Origin of the sequence: Streptococcus dentapri, assembly GCF_042649885.1 — a bacterium.
In the GTDB taxonomy this organism is placed as follows: Bacteria; Bacillota; Bacilli; order Lactobacillales; family Streptococcaceae; genus Streptococcus; species Streptococcus dentapri.
In genome coordinates, this window is the sequence record NZ_JBHSAC010000033.1 from 508 (window position 1) to 27385 (window position 26878).

Sequence of the window (26878 nt, forward strand, 5' to 3'; positions counted from 1 at the left end):
TCAGGCTTGCGTAGAAAAAGGCCTCACCCGCTCCATGTCCCGTAAGGGAACACCAGCGGATAATGCCTGTATCGAATGGTTCCATTCCATCCTAAAGTCTGAAACCTTCTATCTCCATAACTGGAGGAACCTAACCAAAGATAGTATAACAGATATTGTCGAAAATTACATCATATTTTATAATGAAACTAGAATTCAACAGAGATTAAACGACCTGTCTCCTGTAGAGTACAGAAAACTGGCCGCATAAATGTGTTTTTCTTCTGTCCCATTATGTGGGTGCAGTGCTACTTTTGTCCCAGCCTTTTCTTTTAATATATACTTACTCTTATTTTTCTTTTCGAAGAGCCCCAAAGATAATTCCTGAAACAATTGCTCCGATGGCTACAAAGATGAGATAGAGCCACCAGTTTGTTGTCAAGGCAACAACGAATATACCACCGTGGGGAGCCATGAGCTTAATACCAGTCCAACCAACAAGAGCTCCTGTCAGAGCAGACCCAACCATAAAACTTGGGATGGCACGTCCTGGATCAGCAGCACCAAATGGGATAGCCCCTTCAGTAATGAAGGATAGACCCATGACAATATTGGTCAAACCAGAATCGCGTTCTTCTTCTGTAAATTTATTAGGGAAAAGACGAGTTGCCACGAATACGGCAAGCGGTGGTACCATACCAGCTGCCATGACTGCCGCCATAACTACTGATCCACCATGTGACAAAGCTTCCGCAGTCAAAGTACCAGTACCAAAGATGTAGGCTGCCTTGTTGAAAGGACCACCCATATCAATAGCCATCATGGCCCCGACAATAAGGCCGAGCAAGATAGCTGAGCTACCAGAGAGGCCTTCAAGGAAGTTGTTGAGAGCTGTATTGATAGCTCCCATTGGAATGTTGACCAGCAACATCAAGAAACCTGTAATTCCAACTCCCAACAATGGCAGGAGCAGAATTGATTTAATTCCTTCAAGCGAACGAGGCACCTTGACATATTTTTTAAGCAAGAGGGCAACACCACCGGCGAGGAAACCACCAACTAAGGCTCCGAGGAAACCAGAAGGAATCAAATTAGGATTAGCTGCTGCTTTGTCTCCAGAGAAATAAGCAACTGTATTGATAGCATAACCATTTGAAGCGATGAAACCAGCGGCAAAACCTGAAGCAAGACCTGGTTTTTCAGCTATAGAATAGGCAATATAACCAGCTAAGACTGGCAGCATAAAGCTGAAGGCCGCATTACCGATTTGTTTAAAAATAGCAGCGGATTGATGGTAGACCCCAAGATTTCCCAGCTGATCTTTAGGTACTCCCAAAATGTTATCAATCAGGAAGGCTAGGGCAATCATAATCCCACCACCGATAACGAATGGTAACATTTGTGAAACGCCACTCATCAGGTGTTTATAGAAGGCAGCACCAAGATTCAAGTTGTCACCTGCATCATTTGAAGATGAAGTTTCATCAGCTGATGCTGTATAAGTATCAGCCTTGCCATCTAGGATCGTGTTAATCAGTTCTTCTGGTTTTTTTATTCCATCAGCAACTGGACGTGAAAGCAAAGGTTTACCATTGAAACGAGCCATTTCAACTGCCTTATCAGCTGCGATGATAACCCCCTTAGCACGCTTGATTTCATCAGCGGTCAAGGCATTGCCAACACCTGAAGCCCCGTTGGTTTCGACGCGAACATTGATCCCCATTTCCTCACCCTGTTTAATCAGAGCTTCTTCTGCCATGTAAGTGTGAGCAATCCCTGTCGTACATGCTGTTACAGCAATAACAAGTGGTTTATCATCTGACACTGGGGCGGCTGAAGCAGCCGCTGCTTCTTTATTTTCTTCTTCTGCTGCATCGAAGGTTGCAATCACCTCTTCTGGTGTAGTAACCTGACGCAATTTATCTGCAAAACCATCTTTCATCAGATATTTTGAGAGTTCTGCCAAGGCTGCTAAATGGGTATCATTAGCACCATCTGGCGCTGCAATCATAAAAAAGAGATCAACAGGCGCACCATCGAGCGCTTCATAATCAACACCCTTGGAAGATTTTGCAAAGAGAACAGTGGCTTCTGTAACGGCTGCATTTTTACTATGGGGCATGGCAATTCCATCGCCAAGACCTGTTGATGTTTGCGCCTCACGCTTCATAATGCCTTCTTTAAAGACATCAAAATCAGTCACAATTTCCTTTTCTACAAGCTTATTGATCATTTCATCAACAGCAGCTTCCTTGGTTGTTGCCTGAAGATCAAGAATCATCACTTCTTTTCTTAGGACATCCTGAATTTTCATAATTTTTCTACCTCTACTTTTTGATAAGTTTCTTTGATAAATGAAATATTGGCTAAATCATCTGAAAAGGCCGTTGACGTTCCACAAGCGACACCCCATTTGAGAGCCTCAATCGGATCACCAGATTTAACAAACTCACCGGTAAAACCAGCGACCATAGAATCACCAGCTCCGACAGAGTTTTTCACCTTACCTTTGATTGGTTTAGCAAAGTAAGCTGCCTCTTCAGTGACCAAGAGAGCACCTTCACCAGCCATTGAGATGATGACATTTTGAGCCCCTTTGGCTAGAATTTCGCGCGCATATTTTTCAACATCAGCTAGACTATTGAGCTTAATACCAAAAATGGCTTCCAACTCATGGTTATTAGGCTTAACCAACAAGGGTTGGTAGTCTAAAGCATCTAATAGCGTCTGTCCTTCAAAGTCGCAAATAACTTCTGCTCCAGCCTCTTTAACTAATGGAATCAAACGCTTGTAAACTTGATTCCCCAGATTGGTAGGTGCTGAGCCAGCAAAGACAACCGTATCATCAGCAGTCAGCTGACTTAAAACGCCTTCCAACTCCGCCAGTTGCTCTGGCGTAATTTGTGGACCGATACCATTGATTTCCGTTTCATCATCGGATTTAATCTTGACATTGATGCGAGTATCTTGGTTAACTGACACAAATTTCGTCTTGATATTTTCAGCTGTCAACCCGTCTTCAATAAATTTACCAGTAAAACCACCAATAAAACCTGTCGCTGTATTATCAACACCTAGGCGCTGTAAAATCCGACTAACATTAATCCCCTTTCCTCCTGCAAACTTATCATCGCTGTCCATGCGGTTAACACTGCCGATGACCACTCTTTCTAAACGAACGATATAGTCTATTGAAGGGTTGAGGGTTACTGTGTAAATCATACTTGAATCACCTTCGTTTTTTTCTTTAATTTTTCGACGATTGCTTTTGACGATCGATTGATAATCAAATTTGCTTCTTCTACCTTGGCAAATTTAGCAAAGGAGACTACATCTAATTTTGTGCTATCCGTCAAAACAAAAATCTCTTTACTGTTAGCAATGATAGCCTGCTTGATAGTAGCCTCATAAATATCAGGTGTTGTCAGATTGTCGTTATCAATGCCATTTGTCCCCATAAAAGCTTTATCAAAGCTGAGTTGGTTAATCTGCTTTAGAGCCAGAGGACCGATGTTAGCCTGCGTTGTCATCTTGACTTCACCACCAATAACAATTGTACGAATTTGCTTGTCTACCAGTTTAATAGCATGGTTAATCGAATTGGTCACAACTGTAATATCGGTTGCTGACAACTCATCAACTAACAATTCATTGGTACTGCCAGCCTCGATAAAAATGACCTCGCCTTCACAGATAAATTCCCTAGCCTTTTGAGCAATCAACTTCTTTTCTTGCACGTTTTTGATAGATTTTTGTTGAACACTGAGCTCTTCCTGCAAGCTATGCAATTTCTCAGCGCCACCGTGAATTCGGTGTAGCTTTCTTTCAGCCTCCAACTCATCCAAATCGCGACGAACAGTAGATTCAGAAGTTTCCAAAAGAGCAACGAGACTATCCAAGGTCACAAAATCATCTTCCCGAAGCCTATCCATAATCAGCTTCTTACGCTCTGATTTGAGAATATCGCTCGCCTCCTTGCAATCGTTTCCAAAAACTATTATAGGCTATTTCTAAGCAATGTCAAGCATTTTCTATCAAAAACAATCACTTCATCAAAAAAACCAAGTATGGCTAGACAACTTGGTCAATACTTTTATTCCTTGATTAATGATGTAGAATGAACAGCTCGATTATCGCAGTCAGGATAGATATAGTTAATGGCTTGATTGACAGCAATTGGCGCTTCACCAAATCCAGTAGCGATCAAATCTATCTTCCCGTCATAGGCTGCTGCATCACCGATAGCATAAATACCTGTCTGACTCGTTTGGAAAACCGGTGAAACATTGATGCTGGAACGTTTGTAATCAATTCCCCAATTTTTAAGATTCTTGTTAGACGTTGAGAAACCAAAACTAACAATTAGGGCATCTAGGTCAAGTTCAAGCACTTCATCTGACTTAGCCTTCTGAATCATCAAACCAGTAACTTGTTGTCCATCTCCTTTTAGCTCCAAGGGGAGATAGGGTGTTAAAACTTTAATAGATGATTGCTCCAACAATTCAACACTGTGTTCATGAGCGCGGAAGGCCTCACGACGGTGAATCAGGGTCACGCTTTGAGCAATTGTCTCCAAATGAAGAGCCCAGTCAAGAGCTGAATCGCCTCCGCCACAAATGACCACTTTTTTATCAGCAAACTGTTCTAACTTATGAACATTATAAAAAAGATTTTTATCTGCATAGAATTCCTCTTGATCAAGACCAAGGGTACGTGGTGCAAAAGCTCCATTCCCACAAGCAATTATAATAGCCTGGCCCAAATGTTGCCCCTTGCTTGTTTCAATTTTAAAGATATCATCACTTTTCTCAAAATGGAGCACTTCTTCTTTCAAACAAATAGTTATACTATCCTTGAAACGATCTAATTGTTTCAGTAGGCTCTCTGTCAAATCCGCTCCACTAATAGCTGGTAAAACTGGAATATCATAAATCATCTTTTCAGGATAGAGCATAGCAGGCTGCCCCCCTAGCTCAGATAGAGACTCAATAATCTTAACATTCATTCCTCGTAAACCAGCATAAAAAGCTGCAAAAAGCCCAACAGGGCCACCTCCAATAATGGTAATATCACTTATTTCTTGTTCAGACATTCTATTTCCTTTCTCTATCTATCAATAATTATTTGGATTCACTCTCCGCTTGAATTTTATTTAAAATCTTCTCTTCTTCCTCGGTCATAGAACGATCTTTCAATAAATCAGGGCGTCGTTCCAAAGTTTTACGCAGACTTTGTTCCAGGCGCCAGAGACGGATATTTTCATGATGACCAGACATAAGGACATCTGGAACCATCATGCCACGAAAGTTATAAGGACGCGTATATTGGGGATATTCCAATAATCCCGATGAAAAACTATCGTCTTGATGGCTGACTTCTTTACCGATAACATCTGGAATCAGACGGACGGTTGCATCAATAATTGTCATGGCTGCCAACTCACCACCAGTGAGAACAAAATCACCTAGTGAAATTTCATCGGTCACCAAACTTTTAATACGTTCATCATACCCTTCATAATGCCCACAGATAAAAATCAGCTCTTCTTGCTGAGCTAATTCTTCGGCATAGCTTTGATCAAATTTACGTCCCGCAGGATCTAATAAAAGTATACGAGGAGATTTTGACGGTATTTTTTTTATGGTATCAAAAATGGGCTGAGCCCGCAGCAACATCCCTTGCCCACCACCGTAGGGTTCATCATCAACATGGCGTGACTTCTCTGCATTCTCACGAAAATTATGGTAAGTAATGTCTATCAAGCCCTTCTCTTGCGCCTTACCTAGAATAGAATGTTCAACAGGTGAAAACATTTCTGGAAAGAGGGTCAGTACATCAATCTTCATCATCAAGTCCCTCTAAAACATCAACATCAACACGACCTCTGTTAAGATCAACAGCTAGGATTACCGATGGGATATAAGGTAAGAGGAGATCACGCTTCCCATGACGTTTAACCACCCAAACATCATTGGCACCGGGTTGGAGAATTTCTTTAATCTGACCAATTTTTTTACCCTGCTCATAAATATCCAAACCGATGATTTCATGATAGTAAAATTCGCCATCATCTAGTTCTGAGAGATCTTCTTCTGCCACTTTCAGACTGGAGCCTTTAAATTTTTCAACATCATTGATATGGTACATTCCCTTAAACTTGATAATATCAAAATTTTTATGCCTGCGATGACTAGCAATTTCAACAGTCATTACAAAGTTATCTTTATCATCAAAAAGTGCTAGTTTTGTTCCCTTTTTAAATCGTTCCTGAGCAAAGTCAGTTACAGAAAGAACACGCATTTCACCCTGCAAACCTTGAGTATTTACAATCCGCCCCACATTAAAATAGTTCATAAATTGTCCTTTATCATTAGTGATTCTCTAATATTGTATCATGCTGAAAGCATTTAAGCAAAGCACAAAAAAGCCCTCTTTCAGAGGACTTAGTATGCACCCTAGAGGATTTCGAACCTCTAACAGCCTGATTCGTAATCAGGTACTCTACCTAGTTGAGCCAAGGGTACCTGTACCTCTATACCGGCGGCCGGGGTCGAAGCCGGCATGTCCGTGAGGACACTGGCTTGGTATAGAAACACAAAAAAACTGGGGTAGCTGGATTCGAACCAACGCATGAGGGAGTCAAAGTCCCTTGCCTTACCGCTTGGCTATACCCCAATATAAACAATATTTTACTTAAAATAAGAGCACTTGTCAATATAGATAAAGAAAAAAGTAGCAGAATACTTCTACTACTTTTCGTCAATAACAATTCTAACTTTCTTTTCTTCAACAGGTACCGAATAAACAATCGATCTTATCGCTGTGATAGTACGTCCCTTCTTGCCGATAATTCGACCAATATCCTGAGGAGCCAAATCCAAATGGTATTCCAAAAACTCAGATCCGTCTTCAATTTTTATACTGAAACTATCGGGCTTTGAAATCAAAGGTTTTACGATAGCGATAATAAGGTTTTCAATGGTATCCATAAGCTAAATCTTATTTCGAAAGTTTAGATTCGTGGAATTTTTTCATGATTCCAGCTTTTGACAAAATATTGCGTACAGTATCTGAAGGTTGAGCGCCTTTTGACATCCAATCAAGGATACGCTCTTCTTTCAAGACTACTTGGTTCTCAGCAAGCAAAGGGTTGTAAGTACCAACTGTTTCGATGAAACGACCATCACGTGGTGTACGTGAGTCCGCTACATTGATACGGTAGAAGGGTTTTTTCTTAGAACCCATGCGAGTTAAACGAATTTTTACTGCCATGTTTTTTTAAATCCTTTTTTCTAAAAATAATTTGTAGTCATAGCTTTACTATCACCTTACTTATAAAGTATAACAAACTATAAAAATACTGTCAAGTTTTTTTCTTGACAGCATTAAATAAAATTTCTAATCTACTAACTTGTCTTATCTTTGACCAATAACCTCATTCTGAGATTATTAGGATAAGGATTTATTCATATCTGAGTGCTTCAATAGGATCCAACTTACTTGCTCTGTTAGCTGGTAGGATACCAAAGACAATACCGACCATGATCGAGAAGAGAATACTGATAATAACAGTATTAAAAGAAATAACCGGTCTTCCCATTGATGCAACCAGAGCTTGCGAATTTTGTAAGAGACTAACAAGACCATAGGCGCAGGCGAGACCAATCAGACCACCAATCATCGTCAGTAAAATTGACTCAATCAAAAATTGGGTTAAGATATTGCGGCGCGTTGCTCCTAGTGCTTTGCGCAAACCGATTTCCCGTGTTCTTTCAGTCACAGATACCAACATGATATTCATAACACCGATACCACCAACCAGTAGGGAAACCCCACCAACAATACCAATAAATGTAGAGATCGCTGCAACTTGTGCTTCAGCTGCTTTTTGCTGCTGACTAATATCAAAATCTTTAAAGCGACCACTTAAGGCTCCCGATAAAGCAGTCAATTGCTTGGCAGCACTTTTACCCAAAGCTACCGATTTATCTACATCAGGGATATGAACACGAATAGTGGATATTTCATCAATACCAAAATCAGAAGCCAGGAGAGTGTTACTGAGAATAGCTTTCCCACCAATATCTAAACCATAATTTTGCGTTCCTTCATCAGGATCCTTATAGATTCCGATAACGCGATACTCCTTCCCCTTAACTTCAACTGTATTATTCAAGGCATTTTCATAGGAAGAAAATAGCTTTTGAGCTGCATTTTTATCAATCATGATGTAACGTGAAAACTGGGAATAATCACTGGTATTGAGACGACGACCAGCTACTATCTTAAGCTTTTGAACGTCAAAGTAAGACTGACTCACACCGGTTAGGGTGACATTTTTAGCCTTCTTTTTATTATAAGTCACATTGCTAGTAGTTGTATTAGTGGCATAATATCCGCTGATACCATCCGTATTTTTAACGATTGTCTGCAACCAGGTTTCTTGCACTCGAGGAGCGTTTTTAGGAAGCTGATCAATACTGTATCCATCATCGGTGCTACCAGTCGTGTAGTAGAGATAGACGTTACTCTTATATTCATTAACCTGCTTAGCAATATAATTACGCAAGCCTGTCCCCAAGGCCATCACAACAGAGACTGAAGCAACTCCGATGATAACTCCTAGCATGGTTAAGAATGAACGCATTTTATGCCCCATGATCGAATTAAGGGCGAATTTCCAATTTTGCATAGCTACCCTCCTTAATCAATCCGGACACTATCGGTCGTGTCCATAGTAATCCGACCATCACGGATGACGATTTTACGAGTGGCGTAATCGGCAATTTCCGGTTCATGGGTAACCATGATAATCGTCTTCCCCTCATGATTTAGCTGGGTCAGAAGTTCTAAAATTTGATTACTGGTCTTGGTATCCAGTGCCCCTGTTGGCTCATCTGCCAGAATAATTGACGGATTATTAACCAAAGCACGCGCAATAGCTACACGCTGCTTTTGTCCACCAGATAACTCCGATGGCAAGTGCTTACGTCTATCCACTAGCTCAACCTTTTCCAAAAATTGTTGAGAGAGCTCATGTCGCTTAGAGCTACTAACTCCAGCATAAATCAGCGGTAATTCTACATTGTCCTGAGCATTGAGTTTTGACAGAAGGAAAAACTGCTGAAAAACAAAACCGATTTCTTTATTACGCACATGGGCTAGCTGATTTTGATTGAGTTTCTCAACCGCTTGTCCTGATAAGGAATAGCTACCTTTTGTCGCTTTATCTAAAAGTCCAATGATATTCATCAAAGTAGACTTACCTGATCCTGAGGGACCCATAATGGCAAGAAATTCTCCTTCTTGAACGGTGAGATCGATTCCCTTAAGGACCTCTAACTCCTGTTCCCCGTTGCGGTAGGATTTCGTAATTCCCTTTAATTCCATTAAAACATTGCTATTACTCACTAGAATCACCCCGTAGTTTTTGAACTGTACGATGCTTTATCTACAGAACCAGAAATATCTTGACCATCTTTTAGATCCTTGCTTGGATTACCTATAACAGTCTGCCCTTCATTGAGACCAGATGAAATTTGCTGATTCTTGCCATCCGCCTTGCCAAGTACTACCTCAGTTTTAGTAATTTTACCATTTTTATTATCGTAAACCCAGACATAGGATTTATCATCTTGAGTCACAACAGCCTTGACAGGTACTATAATACTCTCTGTATCGTCTTCAACTTCTACTGATGTTGTAAAACCCTGTTTTAAATCACCTAGATCGCTAGTAATATCGACCTTATAATCGTAAGTTGCGCTAGAAGAACTGGATGAACTTGAGTCACCAGAGCCACTGGCATTATTACTGTCCGATTTTTCATTTGGATAATTAGAGATATAGCTGATGGTCCCTGTCCACTCCTTATCCGGATAAACCTTGGACTTAATCTTAACATTTTGACCGACCTTAACATTAGCCAAATCATACTCTGTCAAAGTTCCTTGGATTTGTATCTGACCTTCACTAGCCACATGAACCAGCGTTTGACTGGTCTGCGTTGATGGGTTAATACTTTCAGCTACTTCAACAACAGTACCAGTAACATCGCTGTTTACAGTTGTTGCGTTCAAAGCTAACTGCGCCTTATCGACATTTCCTTGAGCATCAGCATAGGCATTATTTAACTCCTGCAACTGGCTATTGTATTCTGTTGTACCGGCTATTGCTGCATTATCTCTTTTAAATGTGGTAATGGCATTGCCAGCATTGTTTAAGGCACGGACAGCACTGTCGTAGTCAATCTGGGCTGAAGTGCTATCATACTGTACCAAAGCCTGACCTGCTGCAACCTGATCACCAACAGAAACATTTATGATTGGATTAGTCCCTTTGGATGGATCATAATAAACATACTGTTCGGAAACCGACTTAGCCTTACCAGATAAAATGGTTGAGGAAGCAAGACTTCCTTTATTGGCGCTAGCCAAAGTATACTGCTTAGCCTGCATACCTGAATTAAAGATAGCCTGAGTCACCATGTAGCCACCTCCTAAAAGAGCGATGCCAGCCACACCTGTGATAACCCATTTTTTTCTTTTTGACATAGTGCTTTTTTTGCGTTGACGTGCCATGTTGGAACTCCTTTTCTCTTGATAATAAGATTGTATCAAGTAAATAGTGATAGGGACTTACAGAATTGTAAGTTAGCATTGTGTTGTTTAAACAATACAAGTATAAAATCTTTTTAGAACTCTGTCAAGAGTTTTCTATAATCATGTTTATCTAAACTGAACCAACCCTCTTATCAATATAACTGAAATTTGCTGATAGAAATAAGGAATTCTGAATGGTTAGTGTTGTCATGGATAGCAAAGGAGAGCGGAACAAAAATCGGTAAATTGTGATAAAATCGTAATTTCGATTTTGTCTCCTACTTTTTTCTGCACCGTTGATTAGGCAGGACTTTCATTAATCTGGTAAAACTAGAGTAAAACAAAAAGGCAGGACTTTTTCCCTACCTCTTAATTTTTAAATAGCTTTGGTTGTAAAGCTACGACTTTCCAGAACACGAATCATAGCGGCCGCAGTATCCAGAGCTGTAAAGAGAGGGATTCCTGCTTCAATAGCAGCACTGCGTATAGCTTGTCCATCCTCATCAGCTATACGTTTAGTACCAACGGTATTGACAATAGCCTGAACAAGACCGCTGCGAACTAGGGCTGGGATATCGTTATCATCGTTATCGCCAAGTTTATCAACGAGAATTGAATTTAATCCGTATTGTTGGAAGAATTTAGCTGTGCCAGCTGTTGCATAAATGCCATAACCGATAGCATTAAAACGACAAGCTAAATCAAGGGCCTCTTCCTTAGTGTCATCAGCAATCGTAAAAATAACATTACCGAAAGTAGGGAGATGGAGATAGCTAGCTTCAAATGCCTTGTAAAGAGCTTTTTCAAGTGTGCTATCGGAACCCATGACTTCACCAGTTGATTTCATTTCAGGCCCCAGGAGGCTGTCTACCTTGGCTAATTTTGTGAAAGAAAAGACTGGTGCTTTAACATGAACGCTATCACTCTCAGGATAAAGACCATCTTGATACCCCAACTCTAGCAAGCTTTGTCCCAAGATAAGTTTAGTTGCAACTTGAGCCATCGGAATATTTGTTACCTTAGATAGGAAAGGAACTGTACGGCTGGCACGAGGATTGACCTCAATTACATAAACTTTTTCATCATGAATAACAAATTGGATATTCATCATACCGATACAGTTAAGACCTATGGCCAAACGTTTGGTGTAATCTGTAATGGTAGTGATGATGTTCTGCGACAAGGTTTGTGGTGGATAAACAGCCATGGAGTCACCGGAGTGGATACCGGCACGTTCAATGTGTTCCATAATACCCGGAATCAAGACATTTTCACCATCTGATATGGCATCGACTTCACACTCTCGTCCAACGAGATAGGAATCGACCAATACCGGATGATCTGGGCTGGCTTTAACAGCCGTACGTATGTAAGAACGTAAGTCTTCCTCGTTCTCAACGATTTCCATAGCGCGACCACCAAGAACATAGGACGGCCGAACCAGAACAGGGAAACCAATCTTGCGGGCGGCCTCAACCGCCTCTTCTTCATTCGTCGCCGTATAACCTGGTGGCTGAGGAATATCCAAATCTTTCAAGGCTTGTTCAAAGAGATCGCGGTCCTCGGCTCTATCTAAATCTGCTACCTGAGTTCCTAGGATTTTGACACCCGCATTTGACAATGGTTCTGCCAAGTTGATAGCTGTTTGTCCACCAAACTGTACGATGACACCCTTAGGTTGTTCCAAATCAATGACATTCATCACATCTTCAAAAGTCAATGGTTCAAAATAAAGCTTATCTGATACAGAAAAGTCCGTTGAGACAGTCTCAGGATTTGAGTTCATGATGATGGCTTCATAGCCAGCGCTCTGGAGAGCTTTAACCGAATGGACAGTCGCATAATCAAATTCAACCCCTTGTCCGATACGAATTGGTCCTGAACCTAATACGATAACTGATTCTCTGTCGGACTTGATGGATTCATTTTCAAAGGCATAAGTTGAATAGAAATAAGGAGTTTCCGATTCAAACTCTGCAGCACAGGTATCAACCACCTTATAGACTGGAATGATCTTATTATCCAGACGGAGTTGGCGAATAACATCAGCATCGGTATTCCAAAGTTCAGCGATCTTACGGTCACTAAATCCATAGACCTTAGCTGTTTTGAGGACATCAAGATCATTAACATGAGCTTTGAGTTCCTGTTCAATTTCAAAGATATGGAGCAACTTATCCAGAAAGAAGGTATCAATCTTAGTCAACTCGGCAATCTCCTGAATGGTAAAGCCACGACGGATAGCTTCGGAAATATAAAAAAGTCGGTCATCTTGAGCTTTAACAATTTTTTCAAAAAGTTGGTCATCAGATGCTTGACTTAATTCAGGCATCTCATTATGATAAACTCCTATTTCCAATGAGCGACAAGCCTTAAGTAGACCTTCTTCGATATTGCGACCGATAGCCATGACTTCTCCTGTCGCTTTCATCTGTGTTCCTAGGCGACGTTCACCATGTTCAAATTTATCAAAAGGAAAACGTGGAATTTTTGCGACAACATAGTCCAGAGCAGGTTCAAACATGGCATAGGTCTTCCCGGTAACGGGATTAATCATCCCATCAAGGCTTAAACCAACTGCAATTTTAGCCGCTAATTTAGCAATAGGATAGCCAGTTGCCTTAGAAGCCAGTGCAGATGACCGAGATACCCGCGGATTGACTTCAATGACATAATATTTAAAGCTGTTGGGATCTAGAGCCAACTGAACATTACAGCCCCCTTCAATTTTAAGAGCACGAATAATTTTAAGACTGGCGTCACGCAACATCTGATTTTCATAATCAGAAAGGGTCTGAGTTGGTGCAAAGACAATGGAATCACCTGTATGAATACCGACTGGATCAAAATTTTCCATGTTACAAACGACCAAAGCATTATCGGCACTATCTCGCATAACTTCGTATTCAATTTCTTTGAAACCAGCGATGGAGCGCTCAATCAAACATTGAGTAACCGGTGAAAGTTTCAATCCATTTTCCGCAATTTCACGCAGCTCTTCTTCATTGGCACACATACCGCCACCTGTACCGCCCAGAGTAAAGGCTGGACGGACAATGACTGGATAGCCAATTTCTCCAGCAAAGGCAAGAGCTTCGTCCACTGTATTGACGATATCAGACTCTGGAATCGGTTGCTCTAAATCTTCCATGAGTTGTTTGAAAAGATCACGGTCTTCAGCTTGGTCAATCGCTGATAGTTTTGTCCCCAGTAATTCAACACCGAGTTCATCCAAGATACCAGCCTTTGATAGTTCCATAGCCATATTGAGACCGGTTTGGCCACCTAACGTTGGTAGGAGGGCATCTGGACGCTCCTTGCGCAAAATACGTGTCACAAACTCAAGCGTAATCGGCTCGATATAAACTTTATCTGCAATCTCTTTATCAGTCATGATTGTTGCTGGATTGGAATTGACCAGAACGACCGTGTAGCCTTCTTCACGCAGGGCAAGGCAGGCCTGAGTGCCAGCGTAGTCAAATTCAGCTGCTTGACCAATAATAATTGGACCGGACCCAATAACCATAATTTTTTTAATATCTGTACGTTTTGGCATTATTTACCTCAATTTCTATTTGCTATCTCACTGAATAACTTTAAATATAACAAGAACATTCATTTGCCTAACTCAGACTAACCGTTAGACTTACTTTCACGATGAGCATCAATCAATTCTAAAAATTCATCAAAGAGATAGCTAGCATCGTGGGGACCCGGTGCAGCATCAGGGTGATACTGAACAGAGAAAGCAGGGTAATAGCGATGGCGCACACCCTCAACCGATTTGTCATTTATCTCTTCGTGGGTCACAATCAAACTGTCTGGCAAAGTATCGCGGTCCACCGCATAACCATGGTTCTGACTCGTAAAATCTACACGACCAGTTGCAATTTCACGAACAGCATGATTGAAACCGCGGTGCCCAAATTTCATCTTATAAGTTCTGGCACCATTAGCTAGACTAAAGAGCTGATGGCCCATACAGATACCAAAGATAGGAATCTTCCCCTGAACACCTCTAATCATTTCCAATGCTTCTGGGACATCCTCTGGATTACCAGGACCATTGGAAAGCATAACACCATCAGGATTGAGATGCAAAATTTCTTCGGCTGTCGTCTTATAAGGAACTACCGTCACATTACAGTTTCTTTTTGAAAACTCACGTAAAATGGAATGTTTGAGACCAAAGTCTACTAAGACAATATTTTTACCTACACCAGGGGCTGGGTAGGCTGCCTTAGTGGAGACTTGTTCAACATTATTGGTTGGTAAAACCGTAGCTCTAAGTTGATCCTGCAAATGCTCAACACTATCTCCTTCATTGGCCATGGTTGCTTTCATTGTCCCATGTTTGCGGATAATTTTAGTTAAAGCTCGGGTATCAACACCAGAAATACCCGGAATGTTTTTCGATTTTAAAAATTCATCCAAAGACATCTGGTTGCGCCAGTTGCTAGCATGTCGAGCATTTTCAGATACGACAATGCCCTTACAGGTTGGAGTTATGGATTCGTAGTCATCACGGTTGATACCATAATTCCCCACTAAAGGGTAGGTAAAGGTCAAAATCTGTCCATTGTAAGACTGGTCAGTAATGGATTCCTGATAACCTGTCATACCAGTATTAAAGACAATTTCACCAGTAACATCCACGCCAGCACCGAAAGCCTGTCCTTCAAAAATTGTTCCGTCTTCTAAGATTAAGAGTCGTTTTGCCATGTTTAAGATACCAAGGACAATCCAAAAAAAGAATGTAGATGATGAAAAATTTCATCTAGCTTTTTTGATTGTAGTTTTCCTTTCTTTATAGTGAAATAGGGAGAAATAAGGCTCTAAATGGAAAACCTTAAGTTGCTTATATCCCTTTTTATTGCTCATTAGTTAGGCCTTACCATTGAGGATCGCTTCAAGAATAGCCATACGCACGAAAACTCCGTTTTGCATCTGGGCAGCAATGCGTGATTTCGGTGCTTCAACCAAGTCATCCTTGATTTCTACATTCCGATTGACAGGCGCTGGATGCATAATAATTGCATTGTCCTTCAATCTATCATAACGCTCTTGCGTTAAACCATAAAGACGGTGGTAGTTTTCTTTGGAAAAACTGCCCCTACCATCGTGACGCTCATGCTGCACTCTCAATAACATCAAGACATCAACTTGGTCAACGATTTCATCTATCGGCAGGTATTGCCCATAGACATCAAACTCAAGAGAATACCATTCCTCAGGACCACAGAAGTAAAGCTGGGCTCCCAAGCGTTTTAGAATCTGCATATTGGATTTGGCAACACGAGAGTGTGTTATATCACCAGCAATGGCTATTTTTAAATTTTCAAAAGCAGCAAATTCTTGAAATTCTTGATAGATGGTCATGAGATCCAAAAGACTCTGACTGGGATGCTGACCCGATCCATCTCCGCCATTGACAATAGAGGTTTGAATCGTTCTACTATCAATCAATTCTTTATAATAATCATCTTGTGAATGGCGGATGACACAGATATCTACTCCAAGAGCTGACATGGTTAAGATTGTATCATAAAGCGTCTCTCCCTTGTTGAGCGAGCTAGTTTTAGCGTCAAACTCAATGACACTTAAGCCCAGTTTTTTCTCCGCTACTTCAAAGGATTTATGGGTACGTGTGGAACTTTCAAAAAAAAGATTAGCCGCAAAATATTGGCGATCTAGTTTGAAATCTGCCCGACCTTGTTTAAAGGCCAAACCTCGCTTAATCAAGCCCAGCACTTCTTCATTTGATAAGGTTTCCATAGTCACCAAGTGCTTAAGCGAGACTATACCATTTGTTACTACCATAGATCTTAGTCCTTTTCTGGAAGAATTTGATGAGGATAATACCCAATTGAAATTACCTTAATTATTAGTTTTGTAAAAGCGACAAGTCTGTAAGCCCATTAATTAGGATCATTGATGCTAACTCGGTCACTACCATCAACTTCTAGCATTTCGACAACAATTTCTTCTTCTGCACTTGTCGGAATATTTTTTCCAACATAATCGGCACGAATAGGCAGTTCACGGTGACCGCGATCAACCAGAACAGCCAAGCTCACGCGCGCAGGTCGCCCCAAACTCACTAGATTGTCAATCGCGGCACGAATGGTACGGCCGGTATAGAGGACGTCATCCACCAAGATCACATCACGGCCAGTAATGTCAACCGGTATCTGCGTCGTATCTTCCTCTGCCTTGATATCATCACGAAAAGATCTGATATCCATTTCACCAGTTGGAACATCAACATTCTCAATCTGCTTCAAACGTTCTTGAATGCGACGAGCGATGTAAACACCTCTGGTCTTAATCCCTGCGAGAACTAGATTGTCAAGACTTTTATTGCGTTCAATAATCTCATAGGTGATGCGGGTGATGGCACGTTTCATGGTTACGTCATCAACGACTTCTTTTGTTTTCATAGGAAATCCTTCCTTAAAATTTTTTGAACAAAAAAATCTCCTTGAACCTGCAAGGAGATTGCACAAAACATAAGTATGGCAAAACCACACACTTCATTGTCTCTCCTTGCCTGCCTCTCTGGACAGTTTTAAAGGAATTTATTCATTAGCAGTATTATAGCAGAATCTATTAGGGAAAACAAGCGAGAACTTTGAAGATAACAAGTCACCTTAAAACTTGTTTTGACGGAGTTTTTCCAAAGTTTCTTTAAAGATAGCAGGTGGTTCTACCGAAAATTCAAGAAGTTCTCCACTTGTGGGATGGGTAAAGCCTAAAGTCTCGGCATGCAGGAATTGCCCCTTTCCTTTTAGTGTTTTACGCGATCCATATAGGGAATCCCCCGCAAGAGGATGTCCGATATAGGCCATATGAACCCGAATCTGGTGAGTGCGCCCTGTCTCTAATCTCAGCTCTACCAACGTGTAATTAGCAAAACGCTCCAAGACTTGAAAATGAGTGATGGCTGGTTTCCCTCTGGCAGTAATAGCCTGCTTTTTGCGGTCCTTCTCTGAACGACCGATAGGAGCTTCAATGGTCCCATGATTGTTAGGGAGATTGCCATGAACAATAGCTAAGTACTTGCGCAAAGATTTTTTATCTTTAAGTTCAGCTGCTAAAGTCTGATGGGCTTTATCATTCTTAGCAATCATCAGAAGTCCCGATGTATCCTTATCAATACGATGAACAATGCCAGGTCTGACCACACCATTAATGGTCGAAAGATCTTTGATATGATAGAGCAGAGCATTGACCAGCGTTCCTGATAAGTGCCCTGCCGAAGGATGAACAACCATACCCTGGGGTTTATTGACCACTGCTAAATCTGCATCCTCATAGATAATATCCAAGGGAATATCCTCTGCCAGATACTCTAACTCGACTTGCTCAGGCTCTTCGTAAGTAATAAGATCCCCAACTCGGACTGTATATTTTGCTTTTTTTATCTCTCCATTAACCTTTACCATCCCCGACTTAATAGCATCATTAGCCTGCGAGCGAGAAAGCGTGGTGAGCTCCGCTAAAGCTTTATCAAGACGTATCCCTGCGTCTTTAATGATAACTTCCATCTTTTTCCTCTTTCCAAAAGACAATTATAAGTATTACAACTCCGATGCTCAAATAGGCATCCGCTAGATTAAAAATAGCAAAATCCATAAAGTCTAGATGGATCATATCAACAACATAACCCAACCTGATACGGTCAATAAAATTTCCCAAACCACCAGCAATAATCAAGATCAGAGCAGTCAATAGCCAAACCGATGCCTTCAAATACTTAATAAGATAGTAGACAGCCCCCCCTATCACAGCAAGCGTTATTAGAAAAAAGAACCATTGTTGATTTTGTAAAATGGAAAAAGCGGCGCCATAATTACGTACATAGGTCAGACTAAAAATAGGAGGGAAAAATTGCTGAATTTCTCCTATCGTAAGATGATCGACAATCCAAAACTTACTAAGCTGGTCCATCATAATTAAAAACAAAAGGGCCAAGAGAATAATAATCTTTCTCATAAACTTTCCTCAAGACTAGGGATTAAAAGTATTAAAATACTCAAACATGACATTGATGAATTTGAGGGCGCAGGCAGACAAGGTAGCATCTACTCGTTTAACATAAATCATCCGATTGTCTAAGTGATCTTCAAGCGGAATGACCGTTATACCATTGACACTGCGACTATCTAAAAAGCCAGAGCCTGTCGCATAAGCATCTGTCCGCTCAAGAATACCATTCAAGGTTGCACGGTCGGTCACATTAAACATGAGTGAGCTCTCTGTTGTATCCACCAAATTTTCAGAATAATAGAGGTATTCATCCTTTTCCTGTGTAAAACGAACGGTTGGCAAGCCAGCCAAATCCTTCATAGTTAAACTAGATTTTCCAGCCAAGGGATGTTCTTTACATAAATAAATATGGGTCTGAAAAGGAATTAGCTCCACAGACTCTAGCCCCAGTTTATCTATCTTTTGCTGGATTCCTTTACTGTTTTGATTATTGATATAAATAATACCAATATCACTATGACCTTGGGCAACCTCATCTAAAATCTGAACTGTGGTGGACTCAAAAATACGAAAATCCTTATAATCAGGATAACGCTCAGAAAAACTAGTAATCAAGGGAGGGAGAAAATCATAGTGCTGACTAGCAATGGAGAATTGTGGATTACTGTTATCCGGTTTGGTATATTGTTTTTCAAAAGAATCAAAATTTCGAACAATATCCAGCGCTTTTTCATAAAAAAGCATTCCCTGACTTGTCAAAACAGCTCCTGTCGTTGTCCGAGTAAAAACTTGAAAACCTAGCTCCGCTTCTAAATCCTTAACGGCAACAGAGAGACTGGGTTGACTGACAAATAATTTTGAAGCTGCTTCACGAAAAGTTCCGCTATTAGCGATGGCTACAACATAGCGTAATTGTTGAATATTCATACTGTCTTCTTTCTAAAAGGTCACTCATTTTATTATAACAAAAAAAGGCTTTTTTTACTGGTAGCTTTAATCACTATCTTCTTTATTCACAAAAAAACTCTCCCTTCTTACAATCAGGAGAGCTTTAGATTGTCAGAAAAGAGCGAGACAGTTCTAAATATATTAAAGGACCTCTTCTTCTAGGTCATAGGCTTTAACCAAAGTTGTGTAGACAAGGATAATGGCAAAAAGTACAGCTGTTACACACCAGATAGCATAGGTTTGAAAAATATGGGTTAAAATACCTGTAATTATAGCACCGCCGACAAAACTGCCTACCACAATGCTATAATTGATTGCTTGGCGCTTGATTAAGGGGCGCCTATCTTTAAAGCGTAGAAAATCAAACCAAGCCGTTACCATTTTGCGGTAATTCCCTGAAGTCATCATAATGACATAATCGTGTTCTTCAATTTTTGATCCTGTAAAGGTGAGCATCATCATTCCAGTACTGGCAGCCAACAGAGGAATCCAAATCAACTTATACTCTGAAAAAAAGGGGTATAAAAAGCTGCTGATAAAGAGAGGCAGGATACCAACACTGCGCCAATGAGCATTTTTAGCCCGCTCTTTAAAGAGGATAGCAAGAATAAAACCAATAGTAAAAAATACCAAAGAAAGGATACTATCAAGTGTCTTCGTTAGATTCTTTTCTCCCCAATCAGCAATCAAAAGAAGAATATTACCCGTCTGGGTGGCAATCAAAGTCCCAAATTGCATGTGGGAAAAGACATCCAAACAACCACCAACCGATCCCAGAAAAAAGGCCATTAGGCGTGTATTTTGTGGCATAATTGCCAGTTTATGCGCTGATTCTGTCATATCGTTTTTTTGACGACTCCATCTCATAAATTTATTTTAATTTTACTCTTTTGCCGAGAAAATTTCAATTTCCTCTGACGAGATTTTTGTGCTCTTTTATTATCATTGTTAGCTTTATTTTCGATCTATTTTTTGACTAATAGAGTTTCCAAGCAATGAATTTTCTTGCAAAAAGATTAGCTTTTTATCATTGAAGTTACAATATGTAATCGTTTTAAAGTCTCAACCAACAGTTCTTAAAAATTGTGATACAATACGGGCGTCTTACAATAATACCGCATAAGGAGGTTTAATTATGCAACACAAGACAGCTTACAAACTTCATAAAGTTAAGAAACAATGGGTAGCTATTGCCGGAACGGTTACTGCATTATCGGTAGCTTTGCTAGCACAAAATAGTAAGGCTGCAGCCGATGAGCAAACAACTACTCCTCCATCCGAATCGGCAACTGTTGAATTAACAGCAGATGAAGTTGCTCAAACTCAACCCGTAGCAGTATCTGCTAAAGCTACCTCTGAAACAAATCCAGAAATTGTCTCTGTAGAGAACCGGTCAACAGATACCTCTACTGTCGACAATGCAGTAACTCAGCAAAATTGGACTCCAGTTGATAAAATTGAACCAACAGATGAAAAAGAACAAGAAAAAAGTTATGAACAAAGTGAAACGGTTACTTCTAAAGAATCGACCGCTCCACAAAGTTCTGTCGCGAATGTCGAAGATGAACAAGCTACCTCTACCACTGAGACCAGTGAGGAAACTAAAGAATCTGATGTCAAAGATAGCCACGCTATCGTCACATCTTCTGATCAACAAAAAACCATCACTGCCGGCTGGGTGAAAGACGAGAAAACCGGTCACACCTATTATCAAGATGAACAAGGTAACAAGTTAGATGGTTGGCAAACAATCGATGGCAAAACTTACTATTTCGATAATACTGTTCTGACCAAGGGCTACAATTTTACTATTGATCCTGATAATACCTACTATTTCGATGATGAAACTGGTGAAATGTGGACCAATCGATGGTATTTAAATGGAGGCAGCAATATTATCACACACTGGTATTACTTTGGTGCCGATGGTAAAGCTGTTAAAGGCTATCAAACAATCGATGGTAAAAATTACTACTTCCGACCAAACGGAATTCAATTAAAGGGGATTGGTACTGATGCTGACGGCAAGGTTATTCAAACGGATAGCAATTCCGGTGAAGTGATCAATAAAGAATTCAAACCAAGCACTTTCTATGAAAATGACAATCACTGGTACTATATTGATCCTGATGGTAAACTGGCTGAAGGTTGGCGTACCATTGATGGTAAGAAAATGTACTTTAACTATGGTGGTGCTCAAGTAAAGGGCTACCTCATTAACATCAACGGACAAAATTATTATTTTGATCAAGATACTGGTGAAATGTGGACCAATCGCTTTGTCAGAGAAGCTAATACGCAGTATCCCTACGGAATTACTGGCTACAGTTGGTACTATTTGACCTCTGATGGCACAGCTGCTCGTGGTCTACAAGAAATCAATGGTCAAACACTCTACTTTAACTTTGCTTCAAGTCAACAAGTTAAAGGAGGATATAAATTGGTTGATACTGGCAAAGGTAATAGTTACTTTGACCCAGATTCAGGTGATATGTGGCGCAATCGTAGCAACGTAGAAATCGGTGGTCAAATTTATAATATTGATGCTGATGGCAACGCTACTGAGGTTAAATAAAATTATTCTATACTAAAACACTTCTTCTGCGAGGACTGGAAGTGTTTTTTTAGTATAACAATGTTTAAATGATGTAAAAAGAGAACCGAAAGGTCCTCTTTTATTGTAATCATAGTTCATTACAGTTAGACATTTTTTACCATCTACCAAAAACTTGTTCGCGTGTCCAAGCATAGCCATCATTACCAATATAATACCATTTGCCATTAGATGCTTGAACAAAGCGGTTAAAGACTTGCTCACCAGAATCTGGATCATAGTAACGGACACGACCGCGATTATCAGTCACGATATCACCTTTAACTTGTTGACCATTCGACTTAAAGTAAAGTCTTTGACCATTGATAGTTTGGGCGCCTGTAACAGCTGAACCATCGCTGCCAAAGTAATACCAATATCCTGAATTATCTGAAACAAAGGTATTAGTTTTCATTTCTCCACTGTGAGCGTCATAATAACGAACCTTACCATTGTCATCGGTAATAAATTCACCTTTGGCTTGTTGACCATTTGATTTGAAGTAAAGGCGTTGGCCGTTGATAGTTTGGGCGCCTGTAACAGCTGAACCATCATTGCCGAGGTAGTACCAGTGACCTGATTTATCCGACACGAAGGTATTAGTCCACATATCACCACTATCTGCATCATAAAAACGAAGATGACCATTAGAATCAGTGACGAAATCACCCTTAACTTGTTGACCATTTGATTCAAAGTAGAGATGTTGACCATCGACAGTCTGAGCACCAGTAACAGCTACACCATCTTTACCAAAGTAGTACCAATGTCCTGCTGACTGAATAAAGGTGTTTTTAGCAGCATTACCAGAATGTTCATCAAAATATCTAACCTTATTATCCTTGTCTGTTACAAGTTTACCCTTAACTTGGATACCTTCTTGATCAAAGTATTGTGTAAAGCCATCAACAACAGTAAGACCAGTTGCCATTTCACCGTTCTTGAAATAACGCCAGCTGTTACCAAATTGTTGATAACCATTTTCATAACGTTTACCATCATTACCAAAGTAATAGCTCTTACCTTCTTTATCAGTATAGATACTGTTTCTTAATGCAGCACCGTTTGATAAGAAATAATAGTTAGCACCATTGATATTTTGCAGACCAAAGACCATGTAACCATCTTTACCGAAATAATACAAGTTATTTCCTTCAGTAATGAAAGCAGATTTCACTTGGTCACCTGTGGTGCTTGAATTATAGATATAACCAGTGCCATTGTAGCTGATACCTGATGCCGCTGACTTACCGAGTAAGATATTTGGCAAGTAGAGATTATTGTCAGATACGTTGAAGTAACGGCCACTTGCTTGATCGCTGAGAACATAGCCCGCACCGCGTCCAAGAATATTGGTACCATTGAAGTATTTAGCAGACCATTGCTTGATTTTAACAGATGGATCTATAGCAACACCTGTTGAAATTTGTTTTTTCTCAAAGAGTTGAGGGTATTTCTCTTGAAGTTCTTCTAAGAATTCACCGCCATATTTAGCTTGGTAATCTTTACCAGAACTCTTACTATTAACAAGATAGAGTGAATTGTTGATTTGACTACCAGAAATAGGTTTACCAAATTTATCTGTACGGGTAACAGATGCAACTTCTTGCTCTGGAAAATCATACATTTGGTCTGGAACCCAGTCAGCCATAACCTTGAGACCCTTAGCATGAAGAGCTTTAATAGCTGTAACTAATTGATCAGCTGTTCCGTACTTATTAGCTTTGGACATTCCCAAATCATAACGATCGGTGAAGGCATAACCATTTTGGATAACAGAGTCAAGGAAAGTACCATCTGTTGATGAAACATATTGAGGAGCCATTTCGAAGTCGGTAATACCCCAAGAAACAAATTTATCAACATTCTTAGCAATAACAACATTTGTCAGTTCTTCTTCTTTCGTTGCGAAAGCTTGGAAGTTAGAGAAGCCTTCAAACATAACACGAGAATCCAGAGCTGCATCTTGGTGAAGGGCTTTTCCATCTGTATTTGTACTTTCAGAAGCTGCTACTCGGATATCTTGATCAGCTGCAGCACCAACTGGTACCCAAACTGCTAAATAACCTGATACCTGAGGATTAGCACCCCCCTTGATATCATCCCCAGAGAAGATCAATTCTCCTTTATCGTTGGTTCTACGAGTGTAACCTGCTGCCGCTGCTGCTGAATCTGTATCAAATGATACGATACCATCTGTAGTTGATACCATAAGAGCACGATACTCTTGATTAGCATGGGCCGCACCCATGTTAAGGGTGAGGCTTTGACCGCTAGCAAAGCTAAAGTTTGGTTGGTTCCCAACAATGACACCGACACCTGATTTACGGGTTAAATCATCACCTTTATCAGTTGCCTTCAGGGCTCCCTTACCATAGCGGACAGATGTGACTAGCTCCCCATTACTACCAAAGTTTGGATTTTCCATGTGTTGACCACCAGAAACATACTTGATACGTGCTTTCAACAAACTTTCAATAGCATCGTAGTTGATTGTTTTATTAGCCATATATTGACCATCGTCTGTAAACATATCCCCATAATAGATACGTGGCACAGTCGCTTTATTGGTCAACATCAAAGCATAAGAAAGAGCTGTGTTGTAGTGAGTATATTTCTTATCAGTCTTCTTGAGGTCTTCATTGTAAATCTTGAAGGCTTGCTCAATTTCATCCATGGTAAATGAATAACCAACAACGTTTGGATTGATTTCAGCCTTGATGATATCACGAATTAAATCCTGAACTTCACTATCATGAGCACGAATAAAACTATAGTTTGGAAACTCTGCTACTTCACTACTGTCATTTGTTCGATCAACAACACTGTTGCTGAGCAATGGATTCAAACCAGAACGTACATTCAATGGCTTAGCCAGAGACCAAAGCATTGAAAGGCGGTACTTGTTATCCATGTTCATGAGGTTATCACCGTCATCGTGGAGGTATGGTGTATCGTTGTTACTCCATGCTTCTACAATTGATAGGTGATCGTTAGCATTTTTATTATTCTTATCAATGCCATAGGCAGCTCTGAGATAGTCGCTTGAAATTTGAAGCAAGTCAGCATCAACATTGTCAACCGCATCAACACGAATAGAGTCAAAGTTGGCATCTGGATCATTGGCATAGATGCTACCAAAGTTGAGTAGATAATGAAGCCAGTTCAATTGTTCCGCTTGAACGACCGGATTAGAATTATCTACATCATTAGCCAAAAGGAATTCATAACCACCCAAAGGATCATCGGCATTATATTGATATTTAGAATTCAATTTACCTGTTTGGCTACTTGGTGTACGATTGAGTAAACGATAATTTGACTGTGTATCTGGCGTTAAATCACTTTCATTATCATATTTAAGCGCACCATTTTGCAAGTGGTCATCAAATGGCTTTTCGCTCTCGCTGTTCCATTGTGATTGCGTTTTGACAAAGGCAGAGATTGCATCACGAAGCCATTGCGTATTCTTTTCTGCTGTAATCTTTTGTTCAATTCTTGTTTGAACAAGCTCTGCAGCCTGAGCCAATTGCGCTTGACTACTACCGCTTAAGTAAGTTTTGTCAATGCCTAAAACATTGTTCATGTAGTTGACATATTGACGTTTCGTTTCTGTATCTGGCCACCAAGCCATCAAGAGAGGACGGAAATCGTCTTTGGTTGAAGCAGTCCATGTTTTACCATCTTTCAAGATAGCTTTTGGACGATACCAAGAGTCAGCTGTTAAATAATTATCAACAGCCTCAAAGTTTTCTGCAGCTGTGCTGTAAGCACGATTGTTAGCAGTGAAGACCGTTTCTGTTGTACCGGCTGTTGCCTTTGTTGTGTCACTTGCATCCACTTTTGATGTATCTTTGTAAGCACCAGTGTCATCAAAATAGAAGATCTGATCACCAACACTGACAGCGAAGTTTTTCTTAACATTGCCATCTGCGTCATAGTAGTAATACTTACCATTGACATTTTTTACATTAGATAATGATGTCAAAGCTTCAGGAACTGTAGCATCACTCTGCACTTGTTGGTTAGCTTGAACCTTATACTCAGCTACCTGGTTAGCTGCTTGATCCGTTGTTTCCGTAGCCACCCATTTGGTAGTATCTTCTGTTTGAACGGCTGCTTGATCATTCTGAGCTACCACTACTTCATCAGTGTTAGCATCTTGATTAGCCGCTTGTTCAGAAGTTGCTGTTGGTTGCTCAGCTACTGCAGACATTTCTTGTGTTGAATCAGCTTGTTGATCATTAGCGATCGCTTGGTTAGCTGTTTCGTCAGGTGTTTCGGTATCAGCAATAACAGTTGAAGCCCCTAAAGCCGACAACAACATCGTTGCAGATGCGACAGAGACAGTCATCCATCCCTTTTTCCCCTTACGCATCTTGTACTGTTCATTCTTCTCCATAAAGGAGTCCTCCTAATTTAAAAAGTAACGGTCAGATGGTTTTTAGTCATAAATACAGTTTAACCGCTATGCTATTTTACCATTTTTTTCAAAATATTTCTATTTATTTACGTTTTTTTATTAAAGGTTTTTCCTTATATTTAGCGGGTATTTCCTTATCTTTTTCCTAAATCTCGTTTTTAACTACTATAAATAATAAAATTATTGTAACATTCAAACTAGTTGAGAAATAATTAAACTTGAATGTAACTAAAAAAACAACACAAAAAAAGTTCTCCGGTGTTCGGAGAACTTTACAGACTGAAGACAAAGCTCTTGGAATTGCATTTCTAAGAGCTTTTTGCTCTGTTTAGGAGTATACTAAAA

General features: G+C 40.2%; 22 protein-coding genes and 2 tRNA genes. 2 read left to right on the top strand and 22 right to left on the bottom strand.

The window, feature by feature from the left end; all coding sequences use genetic code 11:
• Positions 1-250: IS3 family transposase (locus ACFOSE_RS03405; RefSeq protein WP_380430520.1), on the top strand; the 250-nt coding region annotated here is incomplete at its 5' end.
• A gap of 78 nt (positions 251-328) precedes the next feature.
• Here the strand turns inward: ACFOSE_RS03405 and ACFOSE_RS03410 are convergent.
• From ACFOSE_RS03410 to ACFOSE_RS03510, 21 genes are all read right to left on the bottom strand, one after another.
• Positions 329-2293 carry a PTS fructose transporter subunit IIABC gene (locus ACFOSE_RS03410; protein WP_380430523.1) on the bottom strand — a complete coding sequence of 655 codons (1965 nt, stop codon included), beginning with the start codon at positions 2291-2293 and terminating at the stop codon, positions 329-331.
• Positions 2290-3201, bottom strand: coding sequence for a 1-phosphofructokinase (gene pfkB, locus ACFOSE_RS03415; protein WP_380430526.1), 912 nt, complete (start codon positions 3199-3201; stop codon positions 2290-2292). The genes ACFOSE_RS03410 and pfkB overlap by 4 nt, the downstream gene beginning before the upstream one ends.
• Positions 3198-3941: a DeoR/GlpR family DNA-binding transcription regulator gene (locus tag ACFOSE_RS03420; protein ID WP_380430573.1), complete on the bottom strand. Its 744-nt coding sequence runs from the start codon at positions 3939-3941 to the stop codon at positions 3198-3200. The genes pfkB and ACFOSE_RS03420 overlap by 4 nt, the downstream gene beginning before the upstream one ends.
• A gap of 131 nt (positions 3942-4072) precedes the next feature.
• Entirely contained in the window at positions 4073-5071 is a 999-nt protein-coding gene (locus tag ACFOSE_RS03425) for an NAD(P)/FAD-dependent oxidoreductase (protein WP_380430529.1), read from the bottom strand.
• Between the two features lie 28 nt (positions 5072-5099).
• Positions 5100-5825: a tRNA (guanosine(37)-N1)-methyltransferase TrmD gene (gene trmD / locus ACFOSE_RS03430; RefSeq protein WP_380430576.1), complete on the bottom strand. Its 726-nt coding sequence runs from the start codon at positions 5823-5825 to the stop codon at positions 5100-5102.
• Entirely contained in the window at positions 5815-6333 is a 519-nt protein-coding gene (gene rimM, locus ACFOSE_RS03435) for a ribosome maturation factor RimM (protein ID WP_380430532.1), read from the bottom strand. Before rimM ends, trmD begins: the two co-directional genes overlap by 11 nt.
• A gap of 95 nt (positions 6334-6428) precedes the next feature.
• Positions 6429-6503 (bottom strand) — tRNA-Arg (locus ACFOSE_RS03440).
• Between the two features lie 79 nt (positions 6504-6582).
• Positions 6583-6654 (bottom strand) — tRNA-Gln (locus ACFOSE_RS03445).
• Positions 6655-6728: 74 nt separating this feature from the next.
• Positions 6729-6968, bottom strand: coding sequence for a KH domain-containing protein (locus tag ACFOSE_RS03450; RefSeq protein ID WP_380430535.1), 240 nt, complete (start codon positions 6966-6968; stop codon positions 6729-6731).
• Between the two features lie 10 nt (positions 6969-6978).
• The gene (gene rpsP, locus ACFOSE_RS03455; protein WP_380430537.1) at positions 6979-7251 is read right to left on the bottom strand and encodes a 30S ribosomal protein S16; all 273 of its coding nucleotides are present in this window, start codon (positions 7249-7251) and stop codon (positions 6979-6981) included.
• A gap of 190 nt (positions 7252-7441) precedes the next feature.
• Positions 7442-8671: an ABC transporter permease gene (locus ACFOSE_RS03460; protein ID WP_380430540.1), complete on the bottom strand. Its 1230-nt coding sequence runs from the start codon at positions 8669-8671 to the stop codon at positions 7442-7444.
• Between the two features lie 11 nt (positions 8672-8682).
• Positions 8683-9369: an ABC transporter ATP-binding protein gene (locus ACFOSE_RS03465; RefSeq protein WP_380430579.1), complete on the bottom strand. Its 687-nt coding sequence runs from the start codon at positions 9367-9369 to the stop codon at positions 8683-8685.
• A 26-nt stretch (positions 9370-9395) separates the two neighbouring features.
• Positions 9396-10559, bottom strand: coding sequence for an efflux RND transporter periplasmic adaptor subunit (locus ACFOSE_RS03470; protein WP_380430542.1), 1164 nt, complete (start codon positions 10557-10559; stop codon positions 9396-9398).
• 397 nt (positions 10560-10956) lie between these two features.
• Entirely contained in the window at positions 10957-14136 is a 3180-nt protein-coding gene (gene carB / locus ACFOSE_RS03475) for a carbamoyl-phosphate synthase large subunit (protein ID WP_380430545.1), read from the bottom strand.
• 77 nt (positions 14137-14213) lie between these two features.
• Positions 14214-15302 carry a carbamoyl phosphate synthase small subunit gene (locus tag ACFOSE_RS03480; RefSeq protein WP_380430548.1) on the bottom strand — a complete coding sequence of 363 codons (1089 nt, stop codon included), beginning with the start codon at positions 15300-15302 and terminating at the stop codon, positions 14214-14216.
• 162 nt (positions 15303-15464) lie between these two features.
• The gene (locus ACFOSE_RS03485; RefSeq protein ID WP_380430550.1) at positions 15465-16400 is read right to left on the bottom strand and encodes an aspartate carbamoyltransferase catalytic subunit; all 936 of its coding nucleotides are present in this window, start codon (positions 16398-16400) and stop codon (positions 15465-15467) included.
• 98 nt (positions 16401-16498) lie between these two features.
• Positions 16499-17020 carry a bifunctional pyr operon transcriptional regulator/uracil phosphoribosyltransferase PyrR gene (gene pyrR, locus ACFOSE_RS03490; RefSeq protein WP_380430553.1) on the bottom strand — a complete coding sequence of 174 codons (522 nt, stop codon included), beginning with the start codon at positions 17018-17020 and terminating at the stop codon, positions 16499-16501.
• A 210-nt stretch (positions 17021-17230) separates the two neighbouring features.
• Positions 17231-18127: an RluA family pseudouridine synthase gene (locus ACFOSE_RS03495; RefSeq protein WP_380430556.1), complete on the bottom strand. Its 897-nt coding sequence runs from the start codon at positions 18125-18127 to the stop codon at positions 17231-17233.
• Positions 18111-18575, bottom strand: coding sequence for a signal peptidase II (gene lspA / locus ACFOSE_RS03500; RefSeq protein ID WP_380430559.1), 465 nt, complete (start codon positions 18573-18575; stop codon positions 18111-18113). The genes ACFOSE_RS03495 and lspA overlap by 17 nt, the downstream gene beginning before the upstream one ends.
• 15 nt (positions 18576-18590) lie before the next feature.
• On the bottom strand, positions 18591-19496 hold the full coding sequence (locus ACFOSE_RS03505; protein WP_380430562.1) for a LysR family transcriptional regulator: 906 nt from the start codon (positions 19494-19496) through the stop codon (positions 18591-18593).
• A gap of 162 nt (positions 19497-19658) precedes the next feature.
• Positions 19659-20357, bottom strand: coding sequence for a YoaK family protein (locus ACFOSE_RS03510; RefSeq protein ID WP_380430565.1), 699 nt, complete (start codon positions 20355-20357; stop codon positions 19659-19661).
• Positions 20358-20652: 295 nt separating this feature from the next.
• Here ACFOSE_RS03510 and ACFOSE_RS03515 point away from each other — a divergent pair, with 295 nt between their 5' ends.
• Positions 20653-22092, top strand: a complete 1440-nt coding sequence (locus ACFOSE_RS03515; RefSeq protein WP_380430567.1) for a KxYKxGKxW signal peptide domain-containing protein — start codon at positions 20653-20655, stop codon at positions 22090-22092.
• Positions 22093-22228: 136 nt separating this feature from the next.
• On the opposite strand, the gene ACFOSE_RS03520 is transcribed toward ACFOSE_RS03515, so the two are convergent.
• The gene (locus tag ACFOSE_RS03520) at positions 22229-26512 is read right to left on the bottom strand and encodes a glycoside hydrolase family 70 protein (protein WP_380430570.1); all 4284 of its coding nucleotides are present in this window, start codon (positions 26510-26512) and stop codon (positions 22229-22231) included.
• Positions 26513-26878 lie beyond the last annotated feature (366 nt).